This is a genomic window from Shewanella xiamenensis (assembly GCF_014647135.1).
GTDB lineage: Bacteria > Pseudomonadota > Gammaproteobacteria > Enterobacterales > Shewanellaceae > Shewanella > Shewanella xiamenensis.
The window spans coordinates 17,010-29,991 of record NZ_BMOP01000022.1 but is presented as its reverse complement, the minus strand read 5'-3'; the positions used below and the strand labels follow the sequence as shown (position 1 = coordinate 29,991).

General features: G+C 44.2%; 13 protein-coding genes. 6 read left to right on the top strand and 7 right to left on the bottom strand.

What is annotated here, in order from left to right:
- Positions 1-492: 492 nt before the first annotated feature.
- Entirely contained in the window at positions 493-1,452 is a 960-nt protein-coding gene (locus IEY09_RS15985) for a hypothetical protein (protein ID WP_188871843.1), read from the bottom strand.
- An 878-nt stretch (positions 1,453-2,330) separates the two neighbouring features.
- Here IEY09_RS15985 and IEY09_RS15980 point away from each other — a divergent pair.
- The 3 genes from IEY09_RS15980 (at position 2,331) to IEY09_RS15970 (ending at position 4,991) form a co-directional block, all read left to right on the top strand.
- Positions 2,331-2,648, top strand: a complete 318-nt coding sequence (locus tag IEY09_RS15980) for a hypothetical protein (protein WP_188871841.1) — start codon at positions 2,331-2,333, stop codon at positions 2,646-2,648.
- 283 nt (positions 2,649-2,931) lie between these two features.
- Positions 2,932-3,270 (top strand): DUF2314 domain-containing protein, encoded by a 339-nt coding sequence (locus IEY09_RS15975; protein ID WP_188871839.1) that lies wholly within the window; start codon positions 2,932-2,934, stop codon positions 3,268-3,270.
- Positions 3,271-3,677: 407 nt separating this feature from the next.
- A complete protein-coding gene (locus IEY09_RS15970; protein WP_188871838.1) occupies positions 3,678-4,991 on the top strand; it encodes an ATP-binding protein in 1,314 nt (437 codons plus the stop codon).
- A gap of 146 nt (positions 4,992-5,137) precedes the next feature.
- On the opposite strand, the gene IEY09_RS15965 is transcribed toward IEY09_RS15970, so the two are convergent.
- Genes IEY09_RS15965 through IEY09_RS15940 form a run of 6 tightly spaced genes read right to left on the bottom strand, consistent with a single transcriptional unit; the run spans position 5,138 to position 9,358 of the window.
- Positions 5,138-6,256 carry a hypothetical protein gene (locus IEY09_RS15965; protein ID WP_037413538.1) on the bottom strand — a complete coding sequence of 373 codons (1,119 nt, stop codon included), beginning with the start codon at positions 6,254-6,256 and terminating at the stop codon, positions 5,138-5,140.
- 10 nt (positions 6,257-6,266) lie between these two features.
- Positions 6,267-7,271, bottom strand: coding sequence for a YecA family protein (locus IEY09_RS15960; protein WP_037427358.1), 1,005 nt, complete (start codon positions 7,269-7,271; stop codon positions 6,267-6,269).
- Between the two features lie 42 nt (positions 7,272-7,313).
- The gene (locus tag IEY09_RS15955) at positions 7,314-7,727 is read right to left on the bottom strand and encodes an NUDIX hydrolase (RefSeq protein ID WP_188871836.1); all 414 of its coding nucleotides are present in this window, start codon (positions 7,725-7,727) and stop codon (positions 7,314-7,316) included.
- Between the two features lie 34 nt (positions 7,728-7,761).
- On the bottom strand, positions 7,762-8,640 hold the full coding sequence (gene ypfJ, locus IEY09_RS15950; RefSeq protein ID WP_188871834.1) for a KPN_02809 family neutral zinc metallopeptidase: 879 nt from the start codon (positions 8,638-8,640) through the stop codon (positions 7,762-7,764).
- Between the two features lie 47 nt (positions 8,641-8,687).
- Positions 8,688-9,113: a hypothetical protein gene (locus IEY09_RS15945; protein WP_188871832.1), complete on the bottom strand. Its 426-nt coding sequence runs from the start codon at positions 9,111-9,113 to the stop codon at positions 8,688-8,690.
- Between the two features lie 11 nt (positions 9,114-9,124).
- Positions 9,125-9,358 carry a hypothetical protein gene (locus IEY09_RS15940; RefSeq protein WP_188871830.1) on the bottom strand — a complete coding sequence of 78 codons (234 nt, stop codon included), beginning with the start codon at positions 9,356-9,358 and terminating at the stop codon, positions 9,125-9,127.
- A 202-nt stretch (positions 9,359-9,560) separates the two neighbouring features.
- Here IEY09_RS15940 and IEY09_RS15935 point away from each other — a divergent pair, with 202 nt between their 5' ends.
- The 3 genes from IEY09_RS15935 to IEY09_RS15930 all read left to right on the top strand — a co-directional run bounded on the left by IEY09_RS15935 (position 9,561) and on the right by IEY09_RS15930 (position 12,953).
- Complete coding sequence (locus IEY09_RS15935; protein WP_188871828.1) at positions 9,561-11,054, top strand: helicase HerA-like domain-containing protein; 1,494 nt, start codon at positions 9,561-9,563, stop codon at positions 11,052-11,054.
- Positions 11,055-11,371: 317 nt separating this feature from the next.
- Entirely contained in the window at positions 11,372-11,494 is a 123-nt protein-coding gene (locus IEY09_RS20320; protein ID WP_037413559.1) for a hypothetical protein, read from the top strand.
- A 502-nt stretch (positions 11,495-11,996) separates the two neighbouring features.
- The gene (locus tag IEY09_RS15930; protein WP_172589274.1) at positions 11,997-12,953 is read left to right on the top strand and encodes a TAXI family TRAP transporter solute-binding subunit; all 957 of its coding nucleotides are present in this window, start codon (positions 11,997-11,999) and stop codon (positions 12,951-12,953) included.
- Positions 12,954-12,982: the final 29 nt, after the last annotated feature.

The window sequence follows — 12,982 nt, the reverse complement described above, 5'->3', positions numbered from 1 at the left end:
AAAAAATCGAGGGGGCATTATAACAGAAGAAATCCCACCTGCGCGCCTGATCCACAAGACAAGAGGCATAAGGAGAATGACAAGTTGCCACACCTTGGTTTGCACTTTCTCTGCAAGATTTGCCGAATCGAGCTTACACAGATACGAATGGCTTGGCTCACGAAGCCTTTGCAAGATAAAGAAAACTAAATAATTGATGGCTCGTTAATTCTGTATCAGCGATTAAGCACTGTCATTCCAGTGACACGCCGTTAACTCATCCCTGAGGGCTCGACGACGGCATCCATGCCGTCAACGGTCACTTACATGCCAGTGCTTAATTACGCGAGCTAAATCGTATTTTTTCAGTCTGAAACGGCATCTAAGTGTGACGTGTAAATTGAGCGAATCATCTCAGCAGGTATATATCTTTGAGCAAGTTGGGCACAAACCAATAGCTTAGGCAAAATTTAACAATGGATGTTTCGTTAAACTCATAAACTTTGATAAACCCTAATTGGCATAAGAAAGAAATTGGGGTACACAAATACTATGTTTCAAATCGATCTTTAATTTGTAGGAAGCTAAAGCGAATGCTGCATTCAAGGAGTTTTCTGCGGAAAACTTATCCACTTGCTCATTTCGATGGGCAAAGCCATTTCGTGCTTCTCGGGCTTTTTCTATCAATGGGACAACTGATTCATACTTATTATAGTTTTCAGTGGTTTTTATTTTTACAAGCATGTCATCGAGTTTAGGGGAATGCCCCTTTGTAGTCATTTCACCACTAGCTTCATTTAAGAAAATATCAAGTATTATATGTTCAATGATAAACCAAGAGAGAATTAATGAGGTACTGTAATCACTATTTATATATTCGCTTTCAGATTTTGATAGAGTGTTTAAGCATTCAATTCCCTTCTCGTCTAAACGTTCTAAAACATCAAAAGCCTTTTTGTATGCATCAACCGAAATCTGACCATCTCGACTTCCTAACTCTTTGAATTCAAGATTCATAACTGAAGTTAAATTAGGATATGTCGGGATAAATGTTGTTGGTTCATTAAGGTTTTGACCGATTTCACCGAAAAATTTCATGCACATGGTTTCATGTAGTGTGATTTCTATTGGGATAATAGAAGTGGAAAAGCCTGAAATATATTCCTTAGATGTCAAAGCTAGTAGATAGTTATAAACGTTAGCTATCTTAATTAACGTTTTACGCAACTCAACAGCTTTGAAATAGTCATCATCTTGGCTTATTGTTAATCTCTTTGTGTTGCTTGATATCCAAACCATGCCTGGTCTTGTTACTTTTATAGAAAGATCTTTCCCTTCAGCAGCAAAAACCACATCTCTTATTAAAAGAGATTTATTATTTTTATCGTTGAAATCATACCAATGCTCATCGGCATCGACTACAACCCACACATATGGTTTAGGTATAAAACCTAAAAAATAAATATTATTCATTAGCTTGTCCCAGCAATTAATGTGGATATATTAATAACACTTGTCGGAAAGTTTAACGACTTTTTATTAAAAGTTTATCGACACGCCCATCATAAAAAAGCTTATCAAGACACCCTCTGTTAAATTTTGCGGGTGAAACAGAACATCCACAACTATTTGATGCTTTAAGTGACCAACAGACAACTCAAAAATCAAAGGAATACACCATCCCCTCGGAGTTGCCGCAGGGCGATTAGACAAATTGCGTGAGTCTCGCCATGGATGGCGAGCTAGCTTTCGCAGGTGCAGGGACGCATCCTTCGGAAGCGATAGCAAATTTGGCAATGAGTCCAAGGGGCTTTCAACTCCGTTAGGGGCGTCTTGGAGCATCCAAGGAGGATAGGACGAGCAGTCCTCCTTGGTCGGGTGTGGGGTGAAACCCCACGACTTTGACTTTGCTTTTATTAAAGAAATCAAACAGGGTTTGGGCTGCGCCCCTCCGGAGTTTAACGAGACACCCACTGTTAAATTTTGCGGGTGAAACAGAAAATCCACAACTATTTGATGCTTTAAGTGACCAACAGACAACTCAAAAATCAAAGGAATACACCATCCCCTCGGAGTTGCCGCAGGGCGATTAGACAAATTGCGTGAGTCTCGCCATGGATGGCGAGCTAGCTTTCGCAGGTAGTTTATTGAGACACCCATTGTTAAATTTTGCTACACAAGGACCAAATAAGGTGAGGTTGAAACAGGACATCCTCAACTCTTTAATACTTTAAGTGACCAACAGACAACTCAACAATCAAAGGAATATGCCATCCCCTCGGAGTTGCCGCAGGGCATTTGCGTTCGTTGCGTGAGAGAGTTTAACGAGACACCAAACCAATGTGTGAGGCATGAGAGCTAATATGAATGTCAAGGGTATACTGAGTTTCGTTGGAATAACTGGATTTATTTCCATCCTGCTAGTGATGCATTTTTACCCCACAATTCCCCGATCATTTTTAGGTTGGGTCGCTTTATTCTTTTTAGGTATTCCGGCTTGGGTGATACTGGAGTTTACAGGCGAATTCGTATTGGATGCGTCATTCTTTAAGCGCATGCCAAGTGGGCTGCGTATTATCGTTGGAGTTCCCGTGGTGTTGGTGTTAATGGTTCTAGCGTTGTTTGTTTTGGGTTTCGTACACAAAGTTATAAGTTCGGTTGGTGGGTAGAATGGCCCATCTAACAATCGTAGGCACAAGGTGAAACAAGATATCCACAACTCTTCAATGTTTTAAGTCACCCAAAACAACTCAACAATTAAAGGAATACACCATCCCTCGGAATTGCAGCATGGATAATTGAGCAATTGTGTGAGTATTCCCATATATGGCAAGCTAGCTTTCGGCTATAAAACTAAAACCGTTTAGGGGACTGTGTCATATATAAACTGGCATAAGACCCTAACAAACTCGCACCACGCGTTTGCTTTAAACGTTAGATTACTGAGGCACTATGGAAGATAAATTTGCCCGCATAGAAATTGATGGATGGGAACTCAATGATGGTGAGGCCATTCACCATCAGCATTCAGACACTTTCTGGATTCCCTCTTTTGAGGCAAGGAGCAATCTTAAAACAGGACAACTGGTTAAACTCATCTTCCAGATAATTACGGAGGATGACGCTGGCGTGGAAGAGCTAAATGTAGAGCGCATGTGGGTGATCGTTAAAGACCGCATCAATAACATTTATAGAGGTCAACTTGATAATGACCCTTACTGCACGGAAGAAATAAGATCTGGTATGGAAGTATGGTTTGAGCCAAAGCACGTAATAGATATTTACGAATAGTTTATTGAGACACCCATTGTTAAATTTTGCTACACAAGGACCGAATAAGGTGAGGTTGAAACAGGACATCCTCAACTCTTTGATGCTTTAAGTGACCAATAGCAAACTTCATAATCAAAGGAGGATAGGACGAGCAGTCCTCCTTGGTCGACTCTTGATTAAAAATCAGGGGATGAAACCCCACGACTTTGACTTTGACTTTGACTTTGACTTTGACTTTGATTTTATAAATTGAACAATCGGTAACTCGTTAATTTTAAATTAAATAAAGAGTAACATGCATGAAACAGATCGAATTATCACTTTTATGCGCATAAAAGTGTAAAATTCCGCACTTTTATGCGCGTAAAAGTGTAGAATGAGTTATAGTATAGGCCGTTAACAATCTTAATTGACGGGAAATGACAATGCAGCGCAACCTACTCAACGCCTTAATCGCATGGAAAAATCAACCTGTGCGCAAGCCATTATTGATCGATGGCGCAAGACAAACGGGTAAAACCTATCTGCTGCAAGAGTTGTTTGGTAACACCTTTGCCAACATCCTGCGTATCGACTTTCTTGAAAATCCCGCCTACAAACAAGCATTCGATGGCTCACTGTCACCAGACAAGCTAATAATGAACATTGAGCTGTTGACCAATCAGGCGTTCAACCCAGAAACCGATCTGCTGATATTAGATGAAATTGGCGAATGTGAGCGTGCCGTTACCTCACTAAAGTATTTTGCTGAAAAAGCACCGTCCTATTTTGTCGCAGCAAGCGGCTCGAATATTGGTTTGCTCAACACCTTCCCTGTAGGTAAGGTAGAACAATACAATTTACGACCTCTGACCTTCCAAGAGTTTATTTACGCATCCAACGAGCAAGCACTGATCAAAGCGTTTGAAGCCCAAGCAAGCACACCGGCGGTGCACACTAAATTGATGGATAAACTTACAGATTACTTTTTTACCGGTGGTATGCCAGAAGCCGTTTCCGCTTGGTATAGGTTGAAAGATGCGAGCATTTTAGAGCGGGTTGAAAAAGTCACAAAAATTCATGCCGATTTAGTTGAAGGTTATCGCCGCGATTTTGGCAAGTACGCGGGCAAGGTCGATGCCACACTGATTGAATCTGTGTTTAACAGTATTCCAGCGCAGCTATCACTTGTAAGTGATGAGTCCGTTAAACGCTTTAAATTTAAACATGTGCATGAGCGCAAATCTCGTTATAGCGATTTTGAGACCGCGATCCATTGGCTTCACTGCTGCCGCTTAGCCTTGCCAAACTACCCTATTGAAGGGCTGCCGAAATCGCCGCTGGCGGCCTATAAAAAAGAAAATATGGTTAAATTGTTTCTATTTGATGTGGGGCTGCTCAATCATATGCTGGGCAGCAGTTATAAAGAGATTAAGCAACAAAATTACGAATACAAAGGCTATGTGGCTGAAAACTTTGTACAACAAGAGCTCACTGCTATTGGCGTTGACCCAAGCTATTCATGGAATGACGCTCGCGCCGAAATCGAGTTTATTTTGGCAACCGATGAAGGCGATATCATCCCTGTTGAAGTCAAAAGTGGCAAACGTACCAGAGCTAAATCGTTGGCATCCTACGTTGAAAAATGTGCTCCAAGTAAAACCTTTAAGTTAACTGGCACACAAGGCTCATCGGCGTTAGAACAAACCAATATTGTAATGCCTTTGTATTTCACCCAGTATTTACCACAGAGATGGTAAAGAGCCTTGCTTAGCATCCCGAGGTCGACACAAAGTGACTTTATGAGTAACAATCTGTAGACCTAAGGAGCATACAAGCTTTCAGCCAATCAAAACTGAACGATATTTTTTGCTAACAACGCTTGGCCTGTCTGTAACCCCATTATTTAAAGCAAATCACTTAACCGGTTTAACAGCGCTTTACGACCATTATTAGTCACAACAAAGCGCTTAAAACGTTGCTCAAACGCCACGTTATCCGCTTTAAACTGATAGGCCTCAAACAGCTGATGCAAATAGCGTGCTGCCTCATCATAGCCACTGGCGCAGGTGCGATTCGCTTGCTCTTGTGCTTGCTGCCAGCTGTGCTCACGCTGATTGTAGATATCCGTCAACATCTTCTCTTTTTCCGCTTTTTCGATGGCTAATTTTTTTGCGAGCGCCTCAGCTTGCTCTTGCTGTAATTGGCTTTGCGCTTGCTCTATGAAAGGGGAAATCAAGTCGGGGGTTAACCAGTATTGATAGATTTCGTCGGTGTTGGCCGATTCTTTTCGCGTCAGTGCTAAGGCTTGGTGACGGGTTAGCTGGCCTTGCTCAAACAGCGTGCGTAATAGCGTGTCTTTCTCCGCATCCGTGAGATTATGCAGCCACGCATCAAACTGAAATTGGGCTTGTTTGGCTTGGTGACTTGGTTGTTCGTTCAGCACCATCGCAAGTGCCTTAACCCATGCTAACGGAATATCATACAGCGCCGCAAACGTCTGCACCTCTTCACTGAGATGCTCAAAATCGTATTGAATTAACGGTATTTCTTCAGGTTCTTCATTACAATCAAACGCTTTGAGCCACATAAAGTACACAAGACACCAATTCCCGTGGATTAACTCGCTACGTAACCCAGCTAAATGCTGGAAAAAGTCGTCAGCCTGTTCATCGTCAAAATACTCGCCATACTCTTCGATGGAAAAAATCAGCAGTTGCCACTCATCGCTTTGATGTACATGAAGCCCATCGCTTGAAAAGGCAAGCAACGCTTCAGGGATCGTTCCGGCAGGTAACTTGATGTATACATCGATTGAGCCCCAATCGGCATAGTAAAACCCGATATCGAAGTATTTTAACATCAGCGTAGAAGGTTCCGCCTTTAAGTCACTGTAGGTGTAATACACCTGAAAGGACGTAGCAGTGATGTCCGCACGGCTTGAAATGGTTCTGAGTGCTTGGCGCGCCTTAGCATCTAAGTAACCATCCAGACGCTCGAATTTATAGTATTGATATTCGCTCACGATGGCCTTGCTATGCGTTAATGGTGAATTGAAAAGTTTGTTTTAACAAAGGCTGTACCTTAACAACTCTGCCGATCGGTTCAGCGCCTTTGTAACGCCTTGGCTCAATGATCAAAAATCCCCAAAACTGTAAAAATCGCTCAATAAATCTTGATTCGATGAGCATGCTTAAACTTCTTTCTGGCGAGAAGTAATCATCCGTAGGCAAGGACTGAAGTAAATCGGGGAAAGCTGTCATCACCTCTTTCACCAGCTTTTCTACACTGTGATGACCTTGTAGGCGCCACAGCATAAACAGCCAAAAGGGTCGCAAGTCGATATCGTATTCAAAACCGTCCAAATATCCCCAGTTATATTGGCTGATGGCGGCCTCTAACATAGGTTTAAAAAATGCCTGTATGCCTAGAGCTTGATACTGCTTTTGCGCTGACTTTTTAACGTGATAACGGCCACTACGAAGGTAAATAATACCGCAAATGTCGGCTAACACTCGGGTGTAGTGCAAGGCATTAAATTTATCTTCGTTACTGCCCGCAAACTCGCTGATGCTAATATTTATTGGAAACTGAGCAACGGCAAACTCAGGTAATAACTCACTGGCCTGTTTAACCAACTTAGTCGGTAAGCTGCCTTTACTTGTGGCTTTGAAGGAGCCTTCTTGCGCCATGGCCTCATCAAGAATTAGCGCTAGATAACGCATCACCGGACTGGTTGAAAGATCGTCTGGTGTGCTGATTGTCACCCACTGTAATTGCTCAAACGGCGCATAAAGCCAATTGGCCATTTGTGTTGGTGTTACGCCACAAAAATCGGGATGAGGTTGATTATTGCGGTCTTGCACTTTGTATTGTAAAGCTGCGTTAAGTTCATCAAGGCTCAAATTTGGGTTCATTGCCAACATGGCCTCAACATCATCGAACACTTGGGCATGTTGCTGGAAAACGCTGTTCATACAACAACGTTTAAACTTTTTACCACTGCCACAATGGCAAGGATCGTTACGACCGAGTTTCATTGCTGTCTCTTTTTATTGTTGTAGATACTTACTGGCCAAGCCTTAAAACTTCGCACTCACGACAACACCGTTGAAATTAAGACAATCTCTAACTCTTTGCTGCTGAACCGCGCTAAGCGTGTCGATATCATGGAAGGCAAATTCTGAATGTTCGTGGCTTAAACAAATTGCCGTATCAGGCGAGGGTTGTACTAGCTCGCAGCGAAAGATAAAGGCTTGGGATTGATAGGCGCTGTGATAATAAACGCCGCTTAGGTAATGGATGTTAACCCCAAGCCCCAATTCCTCTTGGCATTCGCGCAGCAAGGCCTCGTGAATGGTCTCTCCAAGCTCTAAGGCGCCGCCGGGTAAACCCCAAGCAAAATTGCCATAGTTCGCCTTAAGCAGCAGCACTTGCCCTAACTCATTGGTGATCACTGCATGACTACTGAGCCGAAACCTATCTTCAAATGCCATCTACCCATCCTACGTTGGCGCGATTACCTGCTCGCTATTTGCTATTAAAAGTATTGCAGCTAGCGAGCTTGCCGGAGGCAAAGCCGATATTAAACCATTTCACTCTGTCAGCCGAACTACCATGGGTAAAGGCTTCGGGTTGCACCGCGCGACCCGCCATTTTTTGCAAGCGATCATCCCCCACTGCACTGGCGGCGGCAATGCCTTCTTCTACATCGCCAGGCTCAAGCAAATTGAGCTGTCTATCGACATAATGCCCCCACACGCCAGCATAACAGTCGGCTTGCAATTCGAGGGCAACACTCAGTTGATTGGCCTGCGCCTTGCTAGCGGCTTGCTGCGCCTGACGCACTTTAGTGCTGGTGCCGAGTAGGTTCTGCACATGGTGACCGACCTCGTGGGCAATTACATAGGCAAAGGCGAAATCCCCCGGCGCCCCGAGTTTTTTCAACTCCTCGAGAAAACTCAAATCGATATAGACTTTGCTGTCAGCGGGGCAATAGAAAGGCCCAGATTGCGCCTGCCCCATACCGCATCCGGTTGAGGTCATATTGCGATAAAGCACTAGCTTAGGTTCGACATATCGCCCTTGTAGCAATTGATTCCAAACGGTTTCCGTCGTGCCGAGAATCGCCGCCACAAACTGGGCATTTTCATCTTGAGCCGTGGTATTGCTGGCCGATTGTGACTGACTAAATCCCGCTTGATTACTCGGCTCGAGGGATAATCCGCCAGTAAAGTATTGAAACGCAAAATATAACCCGCCTAGTAGCAATATCACTCGGCCGATTTTAGTTTGCAGCAGAAAAGGCAATAACCTAAGCAGGAGCGCACTGGGCACACCCGCGGAGGCCATCTGTTGGTCCCGTCTGTCTTCGATATTGGAGCTGCGGTCACTGTCACGCCAACGCATTGGATTTCCTCGGCTATGGGTATGCAATAGACATTTCAGTTTAGCCGTTATTTGGGATCATTCTGCTCAGTGGGCGCCTCTTTTAACGAGCGCAAAAACAGCCCGAGTCCACCAAAGGCTAACACTAAAATCACAATCAAATCGAAGGCCGACATGGCCCTAAAGTGAAACTGAATCGAGCTGATAACGCCAGTAATCAAGGCAACTAACGAGCCTAAGGTGAGCAGCCAACCGAGCTTGGTCTTGCCATCAAAAAATACCATCACTATCCCGATGATAAACGGCAGCATCACCATACCTGTGGTGATCGAAAATCCCTGTCCAAAGGCATTCATGCGATAGAGGCCGTAACCTAGCCCAAAGCTGGAACTTACCTGTATCGCATTGAATAATAGATAAAATCCCGCACACATCATAGCAAGCCCGATAAAAAACTGGCCAATACCGCCCTGTGTTCCTCCCGCTCCCTTCATACCAATCCTTTTTATTGACGTTGTTTAATCGCTCGATCCACAGCTTCTTTAAGCTGTTGTTCCTCTTCAGCCTTTTTGGCCTTTTCATGGGCAGTTAACTGCTTATCCGCCTCCGCCACGCAGCGTTGTTTATCTAGCATTGGCTCATAGGGGTCGACATCCGTCCGGGCGGAACAGGCCAACTCAGCACAGCCAGAGGTCAATAATAATGTGGACAAGACTAACATAATCAATGGGGTTTTCATCTTCGACTCCGCAACAAATGCTACAAAATAACTACACTTAGCCAAACTAACATTACCAAGCTTTACTTGAGCTGTATCGATTATGCATTCATCAGCATTGACAGAAATTGGCTAAAGGCAAACACTGGATGATGATTTTTTATCCAGCCACGATCGATGCTCAATCGATTCATTACGGCATTAATGAAGACAAGGACTGCGCTTGAATACTCTACTCTTAGGTAAAGGTGAGCAACAGGTTCACTTAAATCTTAAATATGCCAACCGCCACGGACTTATCGCTGGCGCCACAGGCACAGGCAAAACCGTTTCGCTGATGACCCTAGCCGAAGGTTTCTCGCGCCAAGGGGTGCCAGTATTTATCACCGATATCAAAGGCGATATTTCAGGACTCGGGGTTGCAGGTACTCCAAACGATAAGCTACTAAAAAGGGCCGCTGAAATCGGGATAGTGGATTATCAAACCGAGGCAAATCCTGTTGTGTTCTGGGACTTAGCAGGGATTCAAGGACATCCACTGCGCACCACAGTGAGTGAAATGGGGCCCACCTTACTCGGGCGCATTCTCGAGCTCAATGACACCCAAAGCAGTATTTTAGACATAGTGTTTCAACTGGCTGACGACCAAGGTTTATTGTTACTCGACCTCGACGATTTGCGCGCCATGCTCAACTTAGTGGCCGATGAGCGCAAAGACATCTCCGCCAAATATGGGCTTATCAGCGCCCAGTCCCTTGCTGCGATTCAACGCTCAGTGCTTGGTTTAGCGCGCGATGGGGGTAACGACTTTTTCGGTGAACCTGCACTTCAACTCGAAGACTTGATGCGCACTAACTTGCAAGGGCGCGGCATTATCAACCTTTTAGCCGCCAATAAACTCATCTTGACCCCTAACCTCTATTCCAGCTTCTTACTCTGGCTGCTATCAGAACTCTTTGAAAATTTACCCGAAGTCGGCGATCTCGATAAACCTAAATTAGTCTTCTTTATTGATGAGGCACACCTATTATTTGAGGGCTGCCCAGCAAGTTTGCTTAAACGCATAGAGCAAATTATGCGGCTTATCCGCTCCAAGGGCGTCGGGGTATATTTCTGTTCGCAATTTCCCGACGACATTCCCAATGAAATTCTCGGTCAGCTCGGCAATCGCATTCAGCATGCCCTCAGGGCGTATACCCCAAGGGATCAAAAAGCCGTTAAAACCGCAGCCGAAACCTTTGTATCGAATCCTAAATTGGTGGTCAGCGAGGTAATTTCACAACTCGCCGTGGGCGAAGCCTTAGTGTCAACCCTTGCCGAGAAAGGTGTGCCGACTATGGTTGAGCGCACCTTGATAGCACCACCACGCTGCCGGATGGGGCCAGCCACGACCGAGGAGTTAACCGCTATCCGTCATCAGAGTCCGATTGGTGGTAAATACGATACTTTAGTCAATCGCGAATCCGCCTATGAGCGACTGAATCAACGTCATACCGAACAGACGAATGGCAGCAGTACTGCGCAAACAACCAGTACGTCAACGACCAAAGCAGCTGAGCAAGGCTGGTTTAGCGAGCTTATCTTTGGTAATAAACGCCGCCAAGGATTAGCCGAAACCTTGTCGAAACAAGCGGCGAGAACCGTTGGTAATCAACTCGGAAAACAAATTTTACGCGGATTACTCGGCGGTATACTGGGAAAATCGACTCGCAGGTAAGGTAATGAAATGTGTAAATACCGTGTTCTGAACCGCATATTTTATATACAGATTAGCACTAGCATTAGCGTGAATTATTCTAAGCAGCGAGTGGATCTTCCTTAGGATTTCGGTGATAAGATTATTTTGCGAGTACAGCTCAGAGAGGCAAACAAATTCAAATAAATTACCAATCGTTTTAAATAGTTGTGATTTAAAAATGGTGTAATTCGAGTTTAAACGTTTCGCTTTAATCAGGACATCATGGAACGGGTTTTATGCAAATGGCTTACATGATTAGCCTGATGAACAACCACTGAAAGTACATGGAGTTAACTATGAGTAAAGAGCAAAAAAATCGCAAAGAGGCCAAGAAAAAGCCGTTAATGTCGATCAAGGAAAAACGCGCTGCAAAGCACGCCAAAAACGCGACTAAAGGCCTCCTCGATAACGTTAAGTAATATTGTGACACCTTAGGGTGCGCTTCCAATATCTTGATTAAGGGTTAACTACGGTTAGCCCTTTTTATTAGCCCGTTTTTTATTCTCACCAACTTAACGATAATTTATTCCGCAAACACAAAAACGCTAAAATACTGATTTTTTTAAATATTAATAAGCTATAACGCCTTTATTTAGGACCTCACCTAGACTAAAGCAATATCTACAATGCTTGAGTCTTTTGCTATGGTTTTCTTCACCCAAATCCACACATTCTGAACGCAACACATTTACCGATATATTCCTAGATGCAGATGTAATCTACGCATTATCGACTCATGGTTACCCCGATTAACTCGGCACATTAGCCGTAAAAAATCACCATCTAGCTTGTATCGAAAGGCGTGTTAAAGCTTGTATTTTGAACAGTTTTGGGTATATAAGGTCTGATACTAAAATAAATAATCAATGATATCTATTGTTCTTAACCTATATAACACAATAAAAATAAGGATATTTAAGCATGAAAATCAACAAACGTTTTATCGCCGTGGGCGCCGCTTTAACCCTCTCACTCAGTGCAGCCACGATGGCGGCCGCACCTGCCTTTATCAATATTCTGACCGGTGGTACCAGTGGTGTGTATTACCCGATTGGTGTGGCACTGTCGCAACTTTATGGTACAGGTATTGAAGGCGCAAAGACCTCAGTACAAGCCACAAAAGCCTCGGTTGAAAACCTCAACTTGCTGCAAGCCGGTCGTGGTGAGCTGGCCTTAGCCTTAGGTGATTCAGTGGCTGCGGCCTATCAAGGCGATGCCGATGCAGGCTTTAAAAAACCGTTAGATAAAGTGCGTGTACTCGCAGCCGCTTACCCTAACTATATTCAAATAGTGGCGAGTAAAGAATCTGGCATTAAAACTTTAGCTGATTTAAAAGGTAAACGTATTTCTGTCGGTGCACCTAAGTCGGGTACTGAACTCAATGCTCGCGCCATCTTCAAAGCGGCTGGTTTAAGCTATGAGGATATGGGCAAGGTTGAGTTTTTACCTTACGCCGAATCCGTTGAGCTGATTAAAAACCGTCAGTTAGATGCAACCTTACAGTCCTCGGGCTTAGGGATGGCGGCGATCCGTGATTTAGCTGCGACGATGCCAATCAACTTTGTTGAAGTCCCCGAAGATGTGATCCTCAAAATTAATAATCCTGCCTATCAGCATGGAGTCATCCCCGCATCGACCTACGAAGGTCAAACTGCTGATGTCTCAACGGTTGCGATTCAAAACCTATTTGTCACTCACGCGGGAGTGTCAGACGATTTAGCCTATCAGATGACCAAACTGATGTTTGAACATTTAGATCGTCTCGGTAATGCGCACTCAGCGGCAAAAGCGATTCAATTAGACAAAGCGACCAAAAACCTACCAGCGCCGCTGCACCCAGGTGCGGAGCGTTATTTCAAAGAAGTTGGCGCACTCTAAGGGTGTAACCTCAATCTGAGCGACCCTTT

What these genes read in the sequence shown, in the direction of transcription:
- IEY09_RS15985 (WP_188871843.1), bottom strand. Translation starts at nt 1,452, where the DNA reads ATGAATAATATTTATTTTTTAGGTTTTATACCTAAACCATATGTGTGG.
- IEY09_RS15980 (WP_188871841.1), top strand. Translation starts at nt 2,331, where the DNA reads ATGAGAGCTAATATGAATGTCAAGGGTATACTGAGTTTCGTTGGAATA.
- IEY09_RS15975 (WP_188871839.1), top strand. Translation starts at nt 2,932, where the DNA reads ATGGAAGATAAATTTGCCCGCATAGAAATTGATGGATGGGAACTCAAT.
- IEY09_RS15970 (WP_188871838.1), top strand. Translation starts at nt 3,678, where the DNA reads ATGCAGCGCAACCTACTCAACGCCTTAATCGCATGGAAAAATCAACCT.
- IEY09_RS15960 (WP_037427358.1), bottom strand. Translation starts at nt 7,271, where the DNA reads ATGAAACTCGGTCGTAACGATCCTTGCCATTGTGGCAGTGGTAAAAAG.
- IEY09_RS15955 (WP_188871836.1), bottom strand. Translation starts at nt 7,727, where the DNA reads ATGGCATTTGAAGATAGGTTTCGGCTCAGTAGTCATGCAGTGATCACC.
- ypfJ (WP_188871834.1), bottom strand. Translation starts at nt 8,640, where the DNA reads ATGCGTTGGCGTGACAGTGACCGCAGCTCCAATATCGAAGACAGACGG.
- IEY09_RS15945 (WP_188871832.1), bottom strand. Translation starts at nt 9,113, where the DNA reads ATGAAGGGAGCGGGAGGAACACAGGGCGGTATTGGCCAGTTTTTTATC.
- IEY09_RS15940 (WP_188871830.1), bottom strand. Translation starts at nt 9,358, where the DNA reads ATGAAAACCCCATTGATTATGTTAGTCTTGTCCACATTATTATTGACC.
- IEY09_RS20320 (WP_037413559.1), top strand. Translation starts at nt 11,372, where the DNA reads ATGAGTAAAGAGCAAAAAAATCGCAAAGAGGCCAAGAAAAAGCCGTTA.
- IEY09_RS15930 (WP_172589274.1), top strand. Translation starts at nt 11,997, where the DNA reads ATGAAAATCAACAAACGTTTTATCGCCGTGGGCGCCGCTTTAACCCTC.